Annotated in this window: 17 protein-coding genes; 15 read left to right on the forward strand and 2 right to left on the reverse strand. The window is 34.2% G+C overall.

All coding sequences use genetic code 11. The features are described 5' to 3' along the window. The first annotated feature begins 16 nt into the window (after nucleotides 1-16). From HMPREF3154_RS10355 to HMPREF3154_RS10385, 7 genes are all read left to right on the forward strand, one after another. Nucleotides 17-1,294, forward strand: a complete 1,278-nt coding sequence (locus tag HMPREF3154_RS10355; protein WP_002435237.1) for a dihydroorotase — start codon at nucleotides 17-19, stop codon at nucleotides 1,292-1,294. Then, complete coding sequence (locus HMPREF3154_RS10360) at nucleotides 1,295-2,395, forward strand: carbamoyl phosphate synthase small subunit (protein ID WP_002435087.1); 1,101 nt, start codon at nucleotides 1,295-1,297, stop codon at nucleotides 2,393-2,395. Further along, the gene (carB, locus tag HMPREF3154_RS10365; RefSeq protein ID WP_023350424.1) at nucleotides 2,388-5,561 is read left to right on the forward strand and encodes a carbamoyl-phosphate synthase large subunit; all 3,174 of its coding nucleotides are present in this window, start codon (nucleotides 2,388-2,390) and stop codon (nucleotides 5,559-5,561) included. The genes HMPREF3154_RS10360 and carB overlap by 8 nt, the downstream gene beginning before the upstream one ends. Before the next feature lie 32 nt (nucleotides 5,562-5,593). Further along, complete coding sequence (gene pyrF / locus HMPREF3154_RS10370; RefSeq protein WP_002435242.1) at nucleotides 5,594-6,286, forward strand: orotidine-5'-phosphate decarboxylase; 693 nt, start codon at nucleotides 5,594-5,596, stop codon at nucleotides 6,284-6,286. Then, complete coding sequence (pyrE, locus tag HMPREF3154_RS10375; protein WP_002435263.1) at nucleotides 6,286-6,897, forward strand: orotate phosphoribosyltransferase; 612 nt, start codon at nucleotides 6,286-6,288, stop codon at nucleotides 6,895-6,897. Before pyrF ends, pyrE begins: the two co-directional genes overlap by 1 nt. Nucleotides 6,898-6,923: 26 nt before the next feature. Then, nucleotides 6,924-7,142, forward strand: a complete 219-nt coding sequence (locus tag HMPREF3154_RS10380) for a hypothetical protein (RefSeq protein ID WP_023350423.1) — start codon at nucleotides 6,924-6,926, stop codon at nucleotides 7,140-7,142. 373 nt (nucleotides 7,143-7,515) lie between these two features. Further along, nucleotides 7,516-7,917: a VOC family protein gene (locus HMPREF3154_RS10385; RefSeq protein ID WP_002435165.1), complete on the forward strand. Its 402-nt coding sequence runs from the start codon at nucleotides 7,516-7,518 to the stop codon at nucleotides 7,915-7,917. 62 nt (nucleotides 7,918-7,979) lie between these two features. On the opposite strand, the gene HMPREF3154_RS10390 is transcribed toward HMPREF3154_RS10385, so the two are convergent. Beyond that, nucleotides 7,980-9,677 carry an Rqc2 family fibronectin-binding protein gene (locus tag HMPREF3154_RS10390; protein WP_002435182.1) on the reverse strand — a complete coding sequence of 566 codons (1,698 nt, stop codon included), beginning with the start codon at nucleotides 9,675-9,677 and terminating at the stop codon, nucleotides 7,980-7,982. Nucleotides 9,678-10,037: 360 nt separating this feature from the next. Here HMPREF3154_RS10390 and gmk point away from each other — a divergent pair, with 360 nt between their 5' ends. The 4 genes from gmk (at nucleotide 10,038) to priA (ending at nucleotide 14,704) form a co-directional block, all read left to right on the forward strand. Beyond that, nucleotides 10,038-10,661 (forward strand): guanylate kinase, encoded by a 624-nt coding sequence (gmk, locus tag HMPREF3154_RS10395; RefSeq protein ID WP_002435146.1) that lies wholly within the window; start codon nucleotides 10,038-10,040, stop codon nucleotides 10,659-10,661. Continuing rightward, entirely contained in the window at nucleotides 10,661-10,873 is a 213-nt protein-coding gene (gene rpoZ, locus HMPREF3154_RS10400; protein ID WP_002435135.1) for a DNA-directed RNA polymerase subunit omega, read from the forward strand. The genes gmk and rpoZ overlap by 1 nt, the downstream gene beginning before the upstream one ends. A 223-nt stretch (nucleotides 10,874-11,096) precedes the next feature. Beyond that, entirely contained in the window at nucleotides 11,097-12,296 is a 1,200-nt protein-coding gene (coaBC, locus tag HMPREF3154_RS10405; protein ID WP_002435223.1) for a bifunctional phosphopantothenoylcysteine decarboxylase/phosphopantothenate--cysteine ligase CoaBC, read from the forward strand. Next, nucleotides 12,296-14,704, forward strand: a complete 2,409-nt coding sequence (priA, locus tag HMPREF3154_RS10410; RefSeq protein WP_002435235.1) for a primosomal protein N' — start codon at nucleotides 12,296-12,298, stop codon at nucleotides 14,702-14,704. The genes coaBC and priA overlap by 1 nt, the downstream gene beginning before the upstream one ends. A 110-nt stretch (nucleotides 14,705-14,814) precedes the next feature. Here the strand turns inward: priA and HMPREF3154_RS10415 are convergent, their stop codons facing one another. Continuing rightward, the gene (locus tag HMPREF3154_RS10415; RefSeq protein ID WP_002435184.1) at nucleotides 14,815-15,018 is read right to left on the reverse strand and encodes a TM2 domain-containing protein; all 204 of its coding nucleotides are present in this window, start codon (nucleotides 15,016-15,018) and stop codon (nucleotides 14,815-14,817) included. Nucleotides 15,019-15,239: 221 nt separating this feature from the next. Here HMPREF3154_RS10415 and HMPREF3154_RS10420 point away from each other — a divergent pair, with 221 nt between their 5' ends. Genes HMPREF3154_RS10420 through rlmN form a run of 4 tightly spaced genes read left to right on the forward strand, consistent with a single transcriptional unit; the run spans nucleotide 15,240 to nucleotide 19,054 of the window. After that, on the forward strand, nucleotides 15,240-15,728 hold the full coding sequence (locus HMPREF3154_RS10420) for a peptide deformylase (RefSeq protein ID WP_002435193.1): 489 nt from the start codon (nucleotides 15,240-15,242) through the stop codon (nucleotides 15,726-15,728). After that, complete coding sequence (gene fmt, locus HMPREF3154_RS10425) at nucleotides 15,721-16,653, forward strand: methionyl-tRNA formyltransferase (RefSeq protein ID WP_023350421.1); 933 nt, start codon at nucleotides 15,721-15,723, stop codon at nucleotides 16,651-16,653. The genes HMPREF3154_RS10420 and fmt overlap by 8 nt, the downstream gene beginning before the upstream one ends. Further along, nucleotides 16,650-17,957: a 16S rRNA (cytosine(967)-C(5))-methyltransferase RsmB gene (gene rsmB / locus HMPREF3154_RS10430; RefSeq protein WP_023350420.1), complete on the forward strand. Its 1,308-nt coding sequence runs from the start codon at nucleotides 16,650-16,652 to the stop codon at nucleotides 17,955-17,957. The genes fmt and rsmB overlap by 4 nt, the downstream gene beginning before the upstream one ends. Before the next feature lie 2 nt (nucleotides 17,958-17,959). Next, the gene (gene rlmN, locus HMPREF3154_RS10435) at nucleotides 17,960-19,054 is read left to right on the forward strand and encodes a dual-specificity RNA methyltransferase RlmN (protein WP_023350419.1); all 1,095 of its coding nucleotides are present in this window, start codon (nucleotides 17,960-17,962) and stop codon (nucleotides 19,052-19,054) included. Nucleotides 19,055-19,056: the final 2 nt, after the last annotated feature.

The following is a 19,056-nucleotide window of genomic DNA, read 5'->3' on the forward strand; positions in this document are numbered from 1 at the left end:
AAGGGGTTATTTTAAAATGAAATTAATCAAAAATGGAAAAATCTTAAGAAACGGAATTTTAAAAGATACTGAGATTTTAATTGATGGTAAACGTATTAAAACAATTAGTAGTAAAATCAATTCTTCATCTCCTAATATTGAAGTTATCGATGCTAAAGGAAATTTAATCGCACCAGGATTTGTTGACGTTCACGTGCATTTACGTGAGCCAGGTGGGGAACATAAAGAAACAATTGAAACTGGTACAAAAGCAGCTGCAAGAGGGGGATTCACTACTGTATGCCCAATGCCTAATACAAGACCAGTTCCAGATTCAGTTGAACATGTTAGAGAATTAAGACAAAGAATTTCAGAAACAGCTAAAGTACGTGTGTTACCCTATGCATCTATTACCAAAAGACAAGCTGGAAAAGAACTTGTTGATTTCAAAGAGTTAGCACTAGAAGGGGTATTCGCATTTACAGATGACGGTGTAGGTGTTCAACAAGCTAGTATGATGTATGCGGCTATGAAACAAGCAGCACGCGTTAAAAAACCAATCGTAGCACATTGCGAAGATAATAGCTTGATTTATGGTGGCGCAATGCATAAAGGTAAACGTAGTGAAGAACTTGGTATTCCAGGTATACCAAACATTGCTGAATCAGTGCAGATCGCTAGAGATGTCTTATTAGCTGAAGCTACAGGATGTCATTATCATGTATGTCACGTTTCTACTAAAGAAAGTGTACGTGTGATTAGAGATGCTAAGAAAGCTGGCATTCACGTCACTGCAGAAGTAACTCCACATCACTTACTTTTAACTGAAAATGATGTACCAGGCGATGATGCAAACTATAAAATGAACCCACCATTAAGAAGTAAAGAAGATAGAGAAGCATTATTAGAAGGTTTATTAGATGGAACGATTGATTGTATAGCAACTGACCATGCGCCACATGCAAAAGAAGAAAAAGATCAACCAATGACTCAAGCACCGTTTGGTATCGTGGGTAGTGAGACAGCTTTCCCATTATTATACACTCACTTTGTAAGAAGAGGTAATTGGTCACTTCAACAGTTAGTGGATTATTTCACTATTAAACCTGCAACAATCTTTAATTTAAACTATGGTAAATTGCATAAAGATAGTTATGCTGATTTAACAATTATAGATTTAAATAATGATAAAGAAATCAGAAGTGAAGACTTCTTATCTAAAGCGGACAATACACCATTTATCGGTGAAAAAGTTTATGGTAATCCGATTTTAACAATGGTTAAAGGCGAAGTAGTATTTGAGGAGGAAAAATAGATGCTTGAAAAACGTTATCTTGTACTGGAAGATGGCTCTTATTATGAAGGATATCGCTTAGGTTCAGATGATCTTTCAATAGGCGAAATCGTATTTAATACTGCAATGACGGGGTATCAGGAAACTATTTCTGACCCCTCATATACAGGTCAAATCATTACATTTACTTACCCATTAATTGGGAATTATGGTATTAACCGTGATGACTTTGAATCATTGACACCGACATTGAATGGTGTAGTAGTGAAAGAGGCAAGCACACATCCTAGTAACTTTAGACACCAAAAAACATTACACGAAGTACTTGTTCAATATCATATTCCAGGTATTTCTGGCGTGGATACAAGAAGTATCACACGTAAGATTCGCCAACACGGTGTATTGAGAGCTGGATTTACAGATAATAAAGATGACATTCAAGCGCTTGTAGAACATTTAAAAACTGCTGAATTACCAAGAGATGAAGTTCAAACAGTCTCTACTAAAACACCATACGTATCAACAGGTTCAGATTTAAGTGTGGTTTTACTCGACTTTGGTAAGAAACAAAACATTGTTCGTGAACTAAATACACGTGGTTGTAATGTAACAGTTGTACCATACAATACAACAGCAGAAGAAATTTTAGGCATGTCACCAGATGGAGTGATGTTATCTAACGGTCCTGGAGACCCAGATGAAGTTGAAGTTGCTATCGAAATGATCAAAGGTATCTTAGGTAAAATACCATTCTTCGGAATATGCTTAGGACATCAACTTTTTGCTTTATCACAAGGTGCCACTTCTTTCAAAATGAAGTTCGGTCATCGTGGTGCTAATCATCCTGTTAAGGATTTAAGAACAGGTAAAGTAGACATCACCAGTCAAAATCATGGCTATGCTATTGATCGTGATTCACTTGAAAATACTGATTTAGAGGTGACACATATTGCGCTTAATGATGGGACAGTTGAAGGTTTGAGACATAAACAATTACCTGCTTTCTCAGTACAATATCATCCTGAAGCAAGACCGGGCCCAAGCGATTCAAACTATTTATTCGATGAGTTTATAACGATGATGAATGAGTTCAAAGAAAAGGAGCGTCATTTTAATGCCTAAACGCGACGATATTCAAACAATTTTAGTAGTAGGTTCAGGACCAATTATTATAGGTCAGGCTGCAGAATTTGATTATGCAGGTACGCAAGCATGTCTTGCTCTTAAAGAAGAGGGATATAGAGTCATCTTAGTTAACTCTAACCCTGCGACAATAATGACTGATAAAGAAATTGCTGATAAAGTCTATATTGAGCCGCTAACTCATGATTTTATTGCTCGTATTATTCGTAAAGAGCAACCAGATGCATTGTTACCTACTCTAGGTGGACAAACTGGTTTAAATATGGCAATTCAACTCCACGATAGTGGCGTACTTGCTGCGAATAATGTGAAACTTTTAGGAACTGAGCTTGAATCTATTCAACAAGCTGAAGACCGAGAAATGTTTAGAACATTAATGAATGATTTAAATGTCCCTGTACCTGAAAGTGACATTGTTAATACTGTAGAACAAGCCTTTGAATTTAAAGAACAAGTGGGTTATCCACTCATCGTTCGACCAGCCTTCACTATGGGCGGTACTGGTGGTGGAATCTGCTACAACGATGACGATTTAAAAGAAGTTGTAAGTAATGGATTACATTATAGTCCAGCTACACAGTGTTTAATCGAAAAATCAATAGCAGGTTATAAAGAAATTGAATACGAAGTCATGCGTGATAAAAATGATAATGCCATTGTTGTTTGTAACATGGAAAATATCGATCCAGTTGGTATACATACAGGGGATTCCATTGTCGTAGCTCCAAGTCAAACGTTGTCAGATGTTGAATACCAAATGTTACGTGATGTGTCATTAAATGTAATTAGAGCATTAGGTATTGAAGGTGGCTGTAATGTACAACTAGCTCTAGATCCACATTCTCTCAATTATTACATTATTGAAGTGAATCCTCGAGTGTCTCGTTCATCAGCTTTAGCTTCTAAAGCTACAGGTTATCCAATTGCTAAATTAGCAGCGAAAATTGCAGTAGGTTTAACTTTAGATGAAATGTTAAATCCTATTACTGGAACATCTTATGCAGCTTTTGAACCAACATTGGACTATGTTATTTCTAAAATTCCTCGTTTCCCATTTGATAAATTTGAAAAAGGTGAACGTGAACTAGGTACACAAATGAAAGCAACTGGAGAAGTCATGGCAATTGGACGTACTTACGAAGAATCATTACTTAAAGCGATTCGTTCACTTGAGTATGGTGTGCATCACTTAGGTTTACCAAATGGGGAGAGCTTTGATTTAGACTACATTAAAGAACGTATTGGTCACCAAGATGATGAACGACTATTCTTTATTGGAGAAGCTATTCGTCGAGGTACAACTTTAGAAGAAATCCATAAAATGACGAAAATTGATTATTTCTTCCTAAATAAATTCCAAAACATCATCAACATTGAACACGAATTAAAAGAACATCAAGGTGATTTGGAATATCTTAAATATGCTAAAGATTATGGCTTTAGCGATAAAGTAATCGCTCATCGTTGGGATATGAATGAAGACGATGTTTACCAATTACGAGTGAAAAATGATATTAAACCTGTATATAAAATGGTTGATACATGTGCAGCAGAATTTGAATCGACAACGCCTTATTATTATGGAACGTATGAATCTGAAAATGAATCTGTTGTAACGGATAAAGAGAAAATTCTCGTATTAGGTTCAGGTCCTATTCGCATTGGTCAAGGTGTAGAATTCGATTATGCTACTGTACATGCTGTATGGGCAATTCAAGATGCAGGCTACGAAGCTATTATTGTAAACAATAACCCTGAAACTGTATCTACTGACTTCTCAATATCAGATAAATTATACTTTGAACCATTAACTGAAGAAGATGTAATGAATATCATCAATTTAGAACAACCTAAAGGTGTTGTTGTTCAATTTGGTGGACAAACTGCCATCAATTTAGCTGACAAACTTGCTAAACATGGTGTTCAAATCATGGGAACTTCTTTAGAAGATCTAAATCGCGCTGAAGATAGAAAAGAATTTGAGGCGTTACTACGTCAAATTGAAGTGCCACAACCTCAAGGTAAAACATCTACATCTCCTAAAGAGGCACTCGAAAATGCGCGTGAAATTGGTTATCCAGTTGTTGTTCGACCATCTTACGTATTAGGTGGCCGTGCTATGGAAATTGTAGATAATGACCAAGAATTAGAAAACTATATGACACAAGCAGTTAAAGCAAGTCCAGAACATCCAGTACTTGTTGACCGTTATTTAACAGGTAAAGAAATCGAAGTAGATGCTATCTGTGACGGAGATACAGTGATTATTCCTGGTATTATGGAACATATTGAACGTGCTGGTGTGCATAGTGGTGACTCAATTGCAGTATATCCACCACAAACGTTAACTAAAGAAGAGATTGATACGCTCGAAGATTATACAATTAAATTAGCTAAAGGATTAAATATTATTGGCTTAATCAACATACAATTTGTCATCGCTCATGATGGTGTTTATGTGTTAGAAGTTAATCCACGTTCAAGTCGAACGGTTCCATTCTTGAGTAAAATTACTGACATTCAAATGGCACAACTTGCTATGCGTTCTATTATGGGACATAAATTAGCTGATTTAGGTTATCATCAAGGAATTCAACCATACTCTGAGGGCGTCTTCGTTAAAGCTCCTGTATTTAGCTTTAATAAATTGAAGAACGTAGACATTACGCTTGGACCTGAAATGAAGTCAACTGGAGAAGTTATGGGTAAAGATCTTACTCTTGAAAAGGCGCTTTACAAAGGACTTACAGGTAGCGGTGTAGAAGTAAAAGATCACGGAACAGTATTAATGACAGTAAGTGATAAAGATAAAGATGAAATCGTGAAAATAGCACATCGCTTAAATGAAGTTGGCTATAAAATTTTAGCAACAAAAGGTACAGCTGAAAAACTTGAAGACAATCAAATACCTGTTGAAGTTGTAGGTAAAATCGGTGGCGAAGATGATTTACTTACTCGTATTCAAAATGGTGAAGTACAAATCGTTATTAATACGATGACGAAAGGTAAAGAGGTTGAACGTGATGGATTCCAAATCCGCCGTACAACTGTTGAAAATGGTGTGCCATGTCTGACATCACTTGATACTGCAAGTGCATTGACTAACGTAATTGAAAGTATGACTTTCACGATGAGAAATATGTAATACAAAGAATGAATGATTGAAGGAGTATTTAAATGAGAAATTTACCAATCATTGCATTAGATTTTAAATCTGCAGAAGAAGTGAATACCTTTTTAGACCAATTTAATGAACCATTGTGTGTCAAGGTTGGTATGGAATTGTTTTACCAAACAGGTCCTGGACTTATTCAATCTCTAAAAAAGAGAGGCCATGATATCTTTTTAGATTTAAAATTGCATGATATCCCTAATACTGTAAGTAAAGCTATGGAAGGATTAGCGCGATTAGATGTAGATTTAGTTAATGTTCACGCAGCTGGCGGTGTGAAAATGATGGAAGAGGCTAAAAAAGGTTTAAGTAAAATTAATCCAAATACTAAAATCATTGCAGTAACGCAACTTACCTCTACTACTGAACAACAGTTGCATGAAGAGCAAAATATTCATACGACTATTGATGAAGCGGTACTGAATTATGCTCGCCTGGCTCATAAAGCTGGTTTAGACGGAGTGGTGTGCTCACCACTTGAAGCTGAGTTAATTTCTCGAGAATTAGGTCCTGAATTTATGAAAGTCACTCCCGGAATTAGACCTAAGGGCGCGGCTCAAAATGATCAACAGCGTATTACTACTCCCGAAGAAGCGCAAACTTTAGGATCTACACATATAGTAGTCGGGAGACCTATAACACAAAGTGATCGTCCTGTAGAGAGCTATCAAAATATCAAAGAAAGTTGGTTAGGTTAATGGCTAAAGAAATTGCAAAAGCTTTATTAGATATTGAGGCAGTCTCCTTGTCTCCGAATGATTTATATACTTGGAGTTCTGGGATTAAATCTCCAATCTATTGTGATAATCGTGTCACTCTAGGTTACCCGTTAGTGCGTAATGCTATTAGAGATGGTTTAGCACGCTTAATAGATGAACATTTTTCAGAGGTAGAAATTGTGTCTGGTACTGCAACTGCAGGTATTCCTCATGCTGCTTATATTTCTGAAAATATGGAACTACCAATGAACTATGTTCGTTCTAAAAGTAAAAGCCATGGTAAACAGAATCAAATTGAAGGCGCTAAAAGCGAAGGTAAAAAAGTTGTAGTTGTTGAAGATTTGATCTCTACTGGTGGTTCTTCAGTAACAGCTGTAGAAGCTTTAAAAGAGGCTGGTGCTGATGTACTTGGTGTGGTAGCAATTTTCACGTATGGTCTGAAAAAAGCAGATGATACATTCCACAAAGCAGGAATTCCGTTTTATACTTTAAGTAATTATAATGAATTAATTGAAGTTGCGAGGGAAGAAGGAAAAATTTCTGAAGATGATATTCAGACTTTAGTTGATTGGAGAGACAACTTGTCATAAGATAAGTTTATAAAGGGGGAAAGTGAATGACGCAAAGAGATGAAAATAATCATCTTTATATTACGATGAAGCATTGTAATGATTTTCTAAAAAGACAAGATGATTATAGATCCCCAAAAAACTTAAAAAGTATTGACGAAAGTGTTCGAGATTTCTCAGAATCAGTAAATGATAATGCGTTTACACATTCTGGTGATATATTTAAAAGAGCTAAAGAAAGTTTACGTCATAAAGGTCAATTATAGACGAAAATTAAATATGAAAATTTTAAGAGCCAAAGTACTTGGAATTTCAAGACTTTGGCTCTTTCTCATTAGCGTATAAATACTTTAGTGAGCAACCAACCGATTAGTAAAACAATTAATAATATTAAAATGGGTAAACCGTAGTGAATTAACATCTTCCGTAAACCTCCCTATATATAAAATATTATATTCATATTGTTATGTGAGAATAAGATTAGGGTAAGCGATCTTATAAATCATCAAATAAACGAAGACATAGTTTTTTCATCTGTATCACGATATTCTACAATATAAGAGTTATCATGTTAAAATAATATACGAGATACTTAAATTGGTAAAGTAATTAAATTTTTAAAACTAGGGGAGATATAAAGTGGAAATACCTAAAATAACAACATTTCTTATGTTTAACGACCAAGCTGAAGAAGCAATTAAGTTATATACAAGTTTATTCGAGGATAGTGAAATATTGACGATGGTCAAATATGATGAAGACGGCCCTGGTACTCCAGGATCAGTACAACACTCTATCTTTACTTTAAATGGTCAAGTATTTATGGCAATTGATGCTAATAATGGTGAAGAATTACCTATGAACCCTGCCATGTCATTATATGTCACTGTTAAGGATGCTATGGAAATGGAACGTTTATTTAGTGGTTTGAAAAAAGAAGGCGCTATTCTAATGCCTAAAACTGAAATGCCACCTTTTAGAGAATTTGCATGGGTGCAAGACAAGTTTGGCGTGAGTTTCCAACTCGCTTTACCAGAATAAGAATAAAATATTTTAAAAACTCCGTACGGTAACTTATCAAGGTTATCGTACGGAGTTTTTTATTAAGATTCTTTCATTTGTTGAATTTTATCATAGTCAGGTGTTGCATATAATGTTTTTTGATTATCATATGTCACAAAGCCAGGTTTTGCACCTGAAGGTTTGTGAACATTTCTAATTTCTGTATAATCCACTGGAATTTGACCAGAATTTCCTGCTTTAGAGAAGTAACCAGCTAACATTGCAGCCTCTTTAATTGTTTCATCGCTAGGACTATCATTTAAGATAACGACATGAGAACCTGGTATATCTTTAGTATGGAACCAAATATGAGATTTTTGTGCTTTTTTATTTGTTAAGTAGTCATTCTGCTTATTATTTTTACCGACTAAGATCGTATCTCCGTCACTTGAGCGATATGTTTGTAGTTGAATTTGCGCATTCTTTTTCTTTTTAGTATTTTTACGCTGTTTCATGAAACCTTGATCAGCTAATTCGTCACGAATATCATCTATATCGTCAACAGTAATATGTTCTAATTGTTGTTCAATATTTGAAAAGTAATCAATGTTTTCTTTCGTTAATTGAATTTGATGATCTAATTCATGTTCTCGTGTTTTTAGACGATTATACTGCTTATAGTAGTATTGAGCATTTACTGAAGGTGATTTGGTTGGATTGAGCGGAATGGTTACCTCTTCGCCAGTATAATAATTTAGTGCTGTTACCGATTCATCACCTTGTTTAATTCTGTAAATGTTTGCAGTGATTAATTCACCATAAAGTTGTTGAGTTTCTTTATCCTTAGCACTCTCATATTCATCAATTAACTTACTTAATTTATTTTGTTGTTTTTGCAACTGTTGTTGTACAAATCTTACTAAATCATTTGCACGTTGTTTAACACGTTCTCGCTCTCCTCGAGCATCATAATAACGATCGAGTAAATCGTTAAGTGAATCATATTCTACTACATCATCATAAAACTGATTTAATTTCATAAAATAAAAATCTTCCTTGCCTGTCTCATGATTTTTATGAAAAACAGGGGTCGGAGATAATTGAGTTTCAGCCATAACTTCATCGTATGCTTCAGGTAGCGTATCTTGCGTCATAAATTGTCGGCGACTAACTATTTCATTTGTAATAAGTGGGCTAAACCCTTCAAATGAATTTAATAATTGTTTAGAAATTTTACCTGAATTAAAATCAATATATTTTAGAGCCTCTTGTCCAGAAATTTCGTAAGGATTTAACTTATTTTGGCTTGGAGGAGCTTCATATTCAAACCCAGGCATTACCGTACGATATTGGTTAGTATTTGGTGTTAAATGCTTAAATCCTTCAATAATTTTACGATTTTCATCTACAAGAATAAGGTTACTGTGTTTACCCATAATTTCTAATATAATTGTACGATGCATTGTGTCGCCGATTTCATCTTTACTTTTTATATCAATTTCAACGCGACGGTCATTGCCAATTTGGCGTATATTTTCTATAAAGCCACCTTCTAAATGCTTACGAAAGACACGTGCGAACATAGGTGGATTAAATGGGTTATCATATTTTTTATCAGTAATTTGTAACCTTGAAAAGCTAGGGTGAATTGATAATAGTAATTGATGATTTTTGCGGTTTTGTCGTACTACCATAATAATAGTATCGTTTTCCGGTTGATTGATTTTATGAATACGGCCTGAAACTAAACTTTGAAGTGATTCAACCATCTTTTTAGTGAATAAGCCATCATATGCCATATTTATCTGCCACCTTAAAAATTTTCATTCATCATATTTTAACATGCGTTGTTTATACGGTCATTGTTTTAGTTTTATAAAATATAAAATGGTGAATAATAGAAGTAAAATAATTTAATTGATATGAAGGCATTAAGGCGTACTATTTATCAATATGAGAATTAATGAATTACATTAACTAAAGTTAATGCATTAAGAGTCACTAAATAGTTTTTAACTAGATTAAGGAATACATTAACTGAAGTTAATGCATTAAGGAGTACTATTTATCAATATGATAAAAGTACTCCTATACATTCTTTAGTTTGGTATGATATTATATTTAAATAATAGAAGAATAGCTTAGAGAGGTCGTAAGGCATGGATAATGAAAAAGGATTGCTAATTGTTCTTTCAGGTCCTTCTGGTGTTGGCAAAGGAACTGTTAGAAAACAGATTTTTGATGATCCCACTACTTCATATAAGTACTCTATATCAATGACTACTCGTAACATGCGCGAAGGTGAAGTAGATGGTGTAGATTACTTTTTCAAAACGAAAGAGCAGTTTGAAGAGTTAATTAAGGACGATCAATTTATTGAATATGCGGAATATGTAGGTAATTATTATGGTACGCCAGTTCAATATGTTAAAGATACTATGGATCAAGGTTATGATGTTTTCTTGGAAATAGAAGTTGAAGGTGCAAAACAAGTAAGAAAAAAATTTCCTGATGCATTGTTTATCTTCCTTGCGCCACCAAGTCTTGACGACTTAAGAGAGCGCTTAGTTGGCAGAGGCACTGAATCAGATGAGAAAATTCAAAGTCGTGTTAACGAAGCACGTAAAGAAGTTGAAATGATGAATCTATATGACTATGTAGTCGTAAATGATGAAGTTGAACTTGCTAAAAATCGAATTCAGTCTATAGTAGAAGCTGAACATTTAAAAAGAGAGCGCATCGAAGCTAAATATAGAAAAATGTTATTGGAGGCAAAAAAATAATGTTAAATCCACCGTTAAACCAACTTACTGCAAAAATTAATTCTAAATATCTTATCGCAACTACTGCCGCTAAAAGAGCGCGCGAGTTAGACGAAAAACATGAAACAGCACTTATTGAAAATTATCATTCAGCTAAACCAGTTGGTAGAGCTTTAGAAGAAATTGCTGATGGTAAAATTGAACCAGTCATTCCTGAAGAATACTTAGGTTAATATTTTTACTTTAATCTATAATTTTGACACACCTTATTAAGGACACATATTTGAGATGTGTGATCCGTAATGAATTAAGGTGTGTTTTTTTAATTATTAAACTTATTTGTGTATAATAAAATTAAATTTGAAGAACAGGTATCATGCTCTAATTAAGCATAGAACTTAAACATTTTAACCTTTTAAATGAATATTTTAAGTAAAGTATCAAGGAGATTATATAATGAAACACATTTTATTAGCTGTAACTGGTGGCATTGCAGCATATAAAGCGATAGATTTAACGAGTAAGCTAACACAAGCGGGTTATGAAGTGAGAGTAATGCTTTCTAACCATGCACAAGAGTTTGTCACACCACTTTCATTTCAAGCAATTAGCAGAAATCCAGTTTATACCAATACTTTTAAAGAAGAAACACCAGAAGAAATTCAACACGTGTCATTAGGTGACTGGGCAGATGCAATTATTATAGCGCCAGCTACAGCTAATACAATTGCGAAGTTAAGTGTTGGCATCGCTGACGACATCATTACATCAACATTACTTGCTACTGAAACACCAAAGTTTGTTGCACCAGCAATGAATGTGCATATGTATGAGAATCCTCGTACTCAACATAATATTGAAGTTCTCAGAGGAGATGGCTATCAATTCATTGAACCAGGAGATGGCTATTTAGCTTGTGGTTATGTAGCAAAAGGCCGAATGGAAGAACCATTGCAAATTGTGTCCGTGGTTAACCAACTTTTCAACAATGATAAAGTTTCGTCTGATAGTTCATTTTCAGGAAAGAGAGCTTTAGTAACTGCAGGCCCTACGGTTGAAGTGATTGATCCGGTGAGATATGTCACAAATCGTTCTTCAGGTAAAATGGGTTTTGCAATAGCTGAGGCTCTTAGAGATAGAGGAGCTGAAGTAACACTCATAACTGGTCCAACGCAGTTAACTGATCCTACGGGTATAAACGTGATACATGTTCAAAGTGCAGAGGATATGTTTAATGCCGTAAAAGAAAGATATGATGCACAAGATATTGTTTTTAAAGCGGCGGCTGTTTCAGACTATACACCCTCAGAAGTGCTTGAACATAAGATGAAGAAACGTGAAGGGGATTTATCTGTTACCTTCAAGCGTACTACTGATATCTTAAAGTATTTAGGTGATAACAAAAAACATCAATACTTAGTAGGCTTCGCTGCAGAAACTCAAAATATTGAAGCATATGCGCAAGATAAATTAGCGCGTAAGAATGCTGATGTCATTATCTCGAATAATGTAGGTGACCAATCTATAGGATTTAGTTCTGATGATAATGAATTGATGATGCATTTTAAGAATAAAGATGTGGTTAGTATAAAGAAGGGTAAAAAAGTAGAATTAGCTAAACAAATTTTAGATGAATTAGAAACTAGGTGGCAATGATGATTGCAAAAGTAATTGTTGATATACCATCCAAGAGTGTTGATTTTAAATTTGATTATATTGTGCCAACTCATTTAGAAAGTGTAGTTCAGGTTGGTGTGCGTGTAATTGTTCCATTTGGGCCTCGTACTATTCAAGGTTACGTGATGGATATTCAAGATAAGCCAGATGAAGATGTTAACATCTCCAAGCTTAAAGCTATTAAAGAAGTTCAAGATATTCAACCAGAGCTAACTCCAGAGCTTGTTCAATTAAGCGAATGGATGAGTCATTATCATGTCACCAAACGTATATCTGTACTTGAAGCAATGTTGCCAAGTGCAATAAAAGCGAAATACAATAAAGCTTTTGAAATAATTAAGGGAAATGATTTATCTAAAACAATTTTGAAGAAATTTAATAAAGATGGTCATTATTTATACAAAGACGCGCAACATAATAATGATTTAGACGACATGCTTTCTCTAATGAAAGAGGGATTGGTACAAGAAGTCACTTTATTGTCTCAAAATATTAAGAAGAAAACACAAAGAGCAATTGCTATAAAAGAAGAATTCAATGGGGACGATGTTCTAGCTCGACTTGAAAAGTATGCGAAACAATATGATTTATACGCTTTCTTATTAGAAGAATCGCATCGTACCATATTTTTAAAAGAGATAGAAGATATTGGGTTCTCTAAGTCTAGCTTAGATTCTCTAATTAAAAAGGGCTACGTTGAAAAATATGATGCTGAGGTTAACCGTGATCCATTTGCGAATCGTATATTTGAACAAGAAGATAAACGTCAACTTACCACTGATCAACAACTAGCTTATGAAGCTGTTAAAAATAAAATTGATCATGATGAATCTAGAACATTTTTACTACATGGTGTAACAGGTTCAGGTAAAACTGAAGTTTACCTACAAACCATAGAAGCAGTTTTAAACAAAGGTAAAGAGGCGATGATGCTTGTACCAGAAATTGCACTTACGCCTCAAATGGTTTTACGATTTAAACGTCGTTTTGGAGATGATGTTGCTGTACTTCACTCAGGATTATCTAATGGTGAACGTTATGATGAATGGCAAAAAATCCGTGACGGGCGTGCACGTGTAAGTGTTGGTGCACGTTCGAGTGTGTTTGCACCTTTTAAAAATTTAGGAATTATTATTATTGATGAAGAACATGAATCTACATATAAACAAGAAGATTATCCAAGATATCATGCGAGAGATATTGCACAGTGGCGTAGTCAATATCATCATTGCCCTGTCATACTCGGAAGTGCGACACCAAGTTTAGAAACATATGCAAGAGCGGAGAAAGATGTTTACGAATTATTATCATTACCAAATAGAGTGAATCAACAAGCACTACCTCATATTGATATTGTAGACATGCGTGAAGAATTAAGCGAAGGGAATCGTTCTATGTTCTCCAATGCGCTTAAAGAAGCTATACAACAACGCTTAAATAAAAAAGAACAAATCGTACTTTTCTTAAATAGAAGAGGATATGCTTCATTTATGTTATGTAGAGATTGTGGGTACGTTCCGCAATGCCCTAACTGTGATATTTCATTGACATATCACAAAACGAGTGATCAACTAAAATGTCATTATTGTGGTTATCAAGAAACACCACCTAATTTATGCCCAAATTGTGAAAGTGATCATATTAGACAAGTAGGTACAGGAACACAACGTGTAGAGGAATTATTATATCAAGAATTTCCAGAATCAAGAATTATACGAATGGATGTAGATACCACTTCTAAGAAAGGTGCACATGAAAGATTATTAAATGACTTTGAAGCGGGTAAAGGGGATATCCTCTTAGGTACACAAATGATTGCAAAAGGTTTAGATTACCCTAATATCACATTAGTCGGAGTGTTGAATGCAGACACCATGCTTAATTTGCCTGATTTCCGGGCAAGTGAACGAACGTATCAATTATTGACTCAAGTTTCCGGTCGTGCTGGGCGCCATGAAAAAGAGGGTCAGGTCATCATACAAACATATAATCCGGAACATTATGCTATTGAAGATGTGAAACTTAACGATTACCTCACGTTTTATCAAAAAGAAATGAACTTTCGTAAACTAGGGAAATACCCACCTTATTATTTCTTGATCAATTTTACAATTTCTCATAGAGATATGAAAAAAGTGATGGAAGCGTCAAAACACATTCACCAAATATTATTGCAACATTTAAGTGAGAAAGCTTTAGTATTAGGGCCATCTCCTGCAGCATTATCTAGAATAAATAATGAATACCGTTTTCAAATATTAGTAAAGTATAAAAGTGAACCACAATTACATCAGGCACTTCAATATTTAGACGATTACTATCATGACCAGTATGTAAAAGAAAAATTAGCACTTAAAATTGATATTAACCCACAAATGATGATGTGATATTAAAAAAGTGTATTAACATGATAAATATAAAAAGGCAATTTCTGTATTAACTTTACAGAAATTGCCTTTTTAAAATATATATTAGAAACAGCTATAAACTTCTAAATTTACATTGTAACATTACCATTTTCATCAGCTGGTCTGAATAGAGTTAAAATGGCACTGATAATAGCTAAAATATGAGGAATGGCTGTCCAACAGAATAAAAGATGCATAATACCCTGGAACGACTTACCAGCGTAAAATTTGTGGATGCCGAAGCTCCCTAGAAAAACAGCTAATAAAATATATATCACTTTATTTACTTCCATGATGGTCACCTCCGGTCAGAAATTTAAGTTATTATTAAACTTACCTTACTTAGTATTTTATTAGGTCACAATATAAAATCAATTATTTTACTTTCTCTTTAATCAAATTCAGACTAAAGTTGCAAGAAATTTAAATAATTAATCACACTTTCAAGAAAGGTCGCAATTTCAATTTAAGTAAGTTATAATGATATGATGAATTTTAATGAGGAGCCGTTAGCATGACAGTAAAGAAATTGGTTAAGTCTACACATCCGTTACTAAAAAAAGAAAGCAAGACCGTGAATCAATATGATGACCAGTTAAAATCATTGTTAAAGGATTTGGAAGATACTCTATATGAAGAAGAGGCTGCTGCAATTAGTGCACCACAAATTGGTGTGAATCAACGTGTTGCATTAATCGATATGGAACTTGAAGGGCTTCTTCAATTAATCAACCCAGTCATCAAAAGTTATTCTGATGAGGAAATTACAGACCTTGAAGGTTCAGTTTCTTTACCTAATGTTTTTGGTGAAGTAACTAGAAGTAAAATGATTGTTTTACAATGCAATGATGTAAATGGAAATCAAGTTGAATTGACTGCTTATGATGATGTAGCTCGAATGATATTACATATGGTAGATCATTTAAATGGTATCCTTTTTACAGATAAAGCGAATCGTATTTTAAATGAAGATGAAGTGGAGGCATATTTTGAAAATGAGTAAAATTATATTTATGGGAACACCTGACTTTTCAACTAAAGTACTAGAAATGTTAATTGCAGAACATGACGTGATTGCAGTAGTGACACAACCCGATCGTCCAGTTGGTCGTAAAAAAGTCATGACACCACCACCAGTTAAAAAAGTAGCGCTTGAACATAACATTGATGTTTATCAGCCTGAAAAACTTAAAGGTTCAGAAGAACTTGAAGAATTATTAACGTTAGATGCTGATTTAATTGTTACCGCTGCATTTGGCCAGTTACTACCTGAGTCTCTACTTAACGCACCACGTTTAGGAGCGATTAATGTACATGCTTCATTACTACCTAAATATCGTGGTGGAGCACCCATTCACCAAGCAATTATAGATGGTGAAGAAAAGACAGGTATAACGATAATGTATATGGTGAAAAAATTAGACGCTGGTAATATCATTTCTCAGAAAGCAATTAATATTGAGGAAGATGATAATGTAGGTACAATGCATGATAAATTAAGTTTCCTTGGTGCGGATTTACTCAAAGATACACTTCCTTCTATTGTTAATGAAACGAATGACAGCATCCCTCAAGATGACTCAGAAGCGACATTTGCTTCTAACATTAGTAGAGAAGATGAACGAATTAATTGGAATCAAAGCGCTCAAGATATTCATAATCACATACGTGGCTTATCTCCATGGCCAGTAGCATATACCACTATGGATGACAAAAATCTTAAATTATATTCATCTCACATTATCTCAGGTAAGAATGGTAATCCTGGTAAAATCATTGAAACGACTAAAAAAGCTATCATTATTGGAACAGGTTCTAATGATGCTATTGCATTAACGGATATGCAACTCGCTGGAAAAAAACGTATGTTAGTAGCTAATTATCTTAGTGGCGTTCAAGAGTCACTAGTAGGGAAGCAATTGATATGATGAATTCTGTAAGAGCCCATGCATTCGAAACTATCCAACATATATTAAATGAAGGCGCATATAGTAATTTAAAAATTAATGAAGTTTTATCTTCCAATATCATCGCTGATGTTGATCGGAATTTATTTACTGAGCTTGTTTACGGAACAATTAAACGAAAATATACATTGGATTATATTCTAAAACCTTTTGTTAAAACTAAAATAAAAGGGTGGGTACGCCAGCTTTTATGGATGAGTATTTATCAATATGTTTATCTCGACAAAGTTCCCGATCATGCGATTATTAATGAAGCAGTTGATATTGCTAAGCAAAGAGGTGGCCATCATAATGGTAATATCGTCAACGGTATTTTACGTTCAATGATGAGAAGTGAATTGCCTCATTTTCAAGAAATAAAAGATGATAAGAAACGAATTGCTTTAGAGTATAGTTTACCTAAATGGTTAGTTAATCACTGGGTAACGCATTATGGTCTTGTGACGACGGAAGAAATTGCTCAGTCATTATTAGCTCCTGTCAAGACAACAGTTAGAGCGAATATTTCACGTGGTTCTGTAGATGACATCATTAATAAATTGGAAAATGAAGGATTCAATGTTGAAAAAGATGGTATTTTACCTTTTTGTTTGCATGTAAGCGGGCAAACTATTGTAAATTCAAGAGCGTTTAAAGATGGTTATGTCTCCATTCAAGATAAGAGTTCGATGATGGTAGCTCATATCATGAAGTTAGGTAGAGATGATAAAGTATTAGATGTTTGTAGTGCTCCTGGAGGAAAGGCTTGTCATATGGCGGAAATATTATCTCCAGAAGGGCAAATTGATGCTACAGATATACATTCCCATAAAATTGATCTTATTAAGCATAATATTAAAAAATTAAAGCTAGATAATATTCATGCGTTCCAACATGATGCAACTGCACCTTATGATGGGCTGTACGATAAAATTTTAGTCGATGCACCTTGTAGTGGTTTAGGTGTGTTAAGACATAAGCCTGAAATAAAATATACTCAGTCTCAAGATAGTATTCAATCACTTGTTGATTTACAACTACAAATATTAGAGAATATTAAACATAATATTAAACCTGGTGGTACAATTACGTATTCAACATGTACAATAGAACAGATGGAAAATGAGAATGTAATTTATACATTTTTAAAACAAAACGAAGAGTTTGAATTTGAGCCTTTCCAACACCCTGTTACTGGAAAGCAAGTTAAGACATTACAGATATTACCACAAGATTTTGACTCTGATGGATTCTTTATAACTCAAATTAAAAGAAAGGAAAGTTAAGAATGATTACTGCAGAAAAAAAGAAAAAGAATAAGTTCTTACCTAATTTTGATAAACAATCGATTTATTCTTTGCGTTACGATGAAATGCAGCAGTGGTTGATTGATCATGGGCAACAAAAATTTAGAGCTAAACAAATTTTTGAATGGTTATATCAAAAAAGAGTGGATAGTATTGATGAAATGACGAATCTCTCTAAAGATTTACGTCAAGTTTTAAAAGATAATTTTGCGATGACTACGTTGACAACAGTAGTTAAACAAGAAAGTAAAGACGGAACGATTAAATTTTTATTTGAATTACAAGATGGTTATACAATTGAAACTGTATTGATGAGACATGAATACGGTAATTCAGTTTGTGTCACAACACAAGTGGGTTGTCGTATCGGTTGTACATTCTGCGCTTCAACTTTAGGTGGCTTAAAGCGAAACTTAGAAGCGGGCGAAATAGTATCTCAAGTACTGACAGTTCAAAAAGCTTTAGATGAAACAGATGAACGCGTCTCTCAAATCGTAATCATGGGTATTGGTGAACCTTTTGAAAATTATGATGAGATGATGGATTTCTTAAGAATCGTTAACGATGATAACAGCTTAAATATTGGGGCACGTCATATTACAGTGTCCACTTCTGGTATTATTCCTAGAATTTATGATTTCGCTGAAGAAGACATCCAAATCAATTTTGCAGTTAGTCTACATGGTGCTAAAGACGAAATTCGTTCTCGTTTAATGCCGATTAACCGAGCTTATAATGTTGAGAAATTAATGGAAGCAATTAAATATTATCAGGAACAAACTAAGCGACGTGTTACATTTGAATATGGTTTATTCGGTGGAGTTAATGACCAACTAGAACATGCAAGAGATTTAGCACATCTAATTAAAAATTTAAATTGTCATGTTAATCTAATTCCAGTCAACCATGTACCTGAACGTAATTATGTGAAAACTCCAAAGGATGATATTTTTAAATTTGAAAAAGAATTAAAGAGATTAGGAATCAATGCTACAATAAGACGTGAACAAGGATCAGACATTGATGCAGCGTGTGGTCAATTAAGAGCAAAGGAACGACAAGTAGAAACGAGGTAAAG

The sequence above is a fragment of the Staphylococcus sp. HMSC06C11 genome, assembly GCF_001808345.1.
In the GTDB taxonomy this organism is placed as follows: Bacteria; Bacillota; Bacilli; order Staphylococcales; family Staphylococcaceae; genus Staphylococcus; species Staphylococcus capitis.

Bases quoted from the DNA above. Each gene is read 5' to 3' on its own strand.
- HMPREF3154_RS10355 (WP_002435237.1), top strand. From the start codon at position 17: ATGAAATTAATCAAAAATGGAAAAATCTTAAGAAACGGAATTTTAAAA.
- HMPREF3154_RS10415 (WP_002435184.1), bottom strand. From the start codon at position 15,018: ATGGAAGTAAATAAAGTGATATATATTTTATTAGCTGTTTTTCTAGGG.
- fmt (WP_023350421.1), top strand. From the start codon at position 15,721: ATGAGTAAAATTATATTTATGGGAACACCTGACTTTTCAACTAAAGTA.
- rpoZ (WP_002435135.1), top strand. From the start codon at position 10,661: ATGTTAAATCCACCGTTAAACCAACTTACTGCAAAAATTAATTCTAAA.
- coaBC (WP_002435223.1), top strand. From the start codon at position 11,097: ATGAAACACATTTTATTAGCTGTAACTGGTGGCATTGCAGCATATAAA.
- HMPREF3154_RS10360 (WP_002435087.1), top strand. From the start codon at position 1,295: ATGCTTGAAAAACGTTATCTTGTACTGGAAGATGGCTCTTATTATGAA.
- pyrF (WP_002435242.1), top strand. From the start codon at position 5,594: ATGAGAAATTTACCAATCATTGCATTAGATTTTAAATCTGCAGAAGAA.
- rlmN (WP_023350419.1), top strand. From the start codon at position 17,960: ATGATTACTGCAGAAAAAAAGAAAAAGAATAAGTTCTTACCTAATTTT.
- HMPREF3154_RS10380 (WP_023350423.1), top strand. From the start codon at position 6,924: ATGACGCAAAGAGATGAAAATAATCATCTTTATATTACGATGAAGCAT.
- HMPREF3154_RS10390 (WP_002435182.1), bottom strand. From the start codon at position 9,677: ATGGCATATGATGGCTTATTCACTAAAAAGATGGTTGAATCACTTCAA.
- priA (WP_002435235.1), top strand. From the start codon at position 12,296: ATGATTGCAAAAGTAATTGTTGATATACCATCCAAGAGTGTTGATTTT.
- rsmB (WP_023350420.1), top strand. From the start codon at position 16,650: ATGATGAATTCTGTAAGAGCCCATGCATTCGAAACTATCCAACATATA.
- carB (WP_023350424.1), top strand. From the start codon at position 2,388: ATGCCTAAACGCGACGATATTCAAACAATTTTAGTAGTAGGTTCAGGA.
- gmk (WP_002435146.1), top strand. From the start codon at position 10,038: ATGGATAATGAAAAAGGATTGCTAATTGTTCTTTCAGGTCCTTCTGGT.
- pyrE (WP_002435263.1), top strand. From the start codon at position 6,286: ATGGCTAAAGAAATTGCAAAAGCTTTATTAGATATTGAGGCAGTCTCC.
- HMPREF3154_RS10420 (WP_002435193.1), top strand. From the start codon at position 15,240: ATGACAGTAAAGAAATTGGTTAAGTCTACACATCCGTTACTAAAAAAA.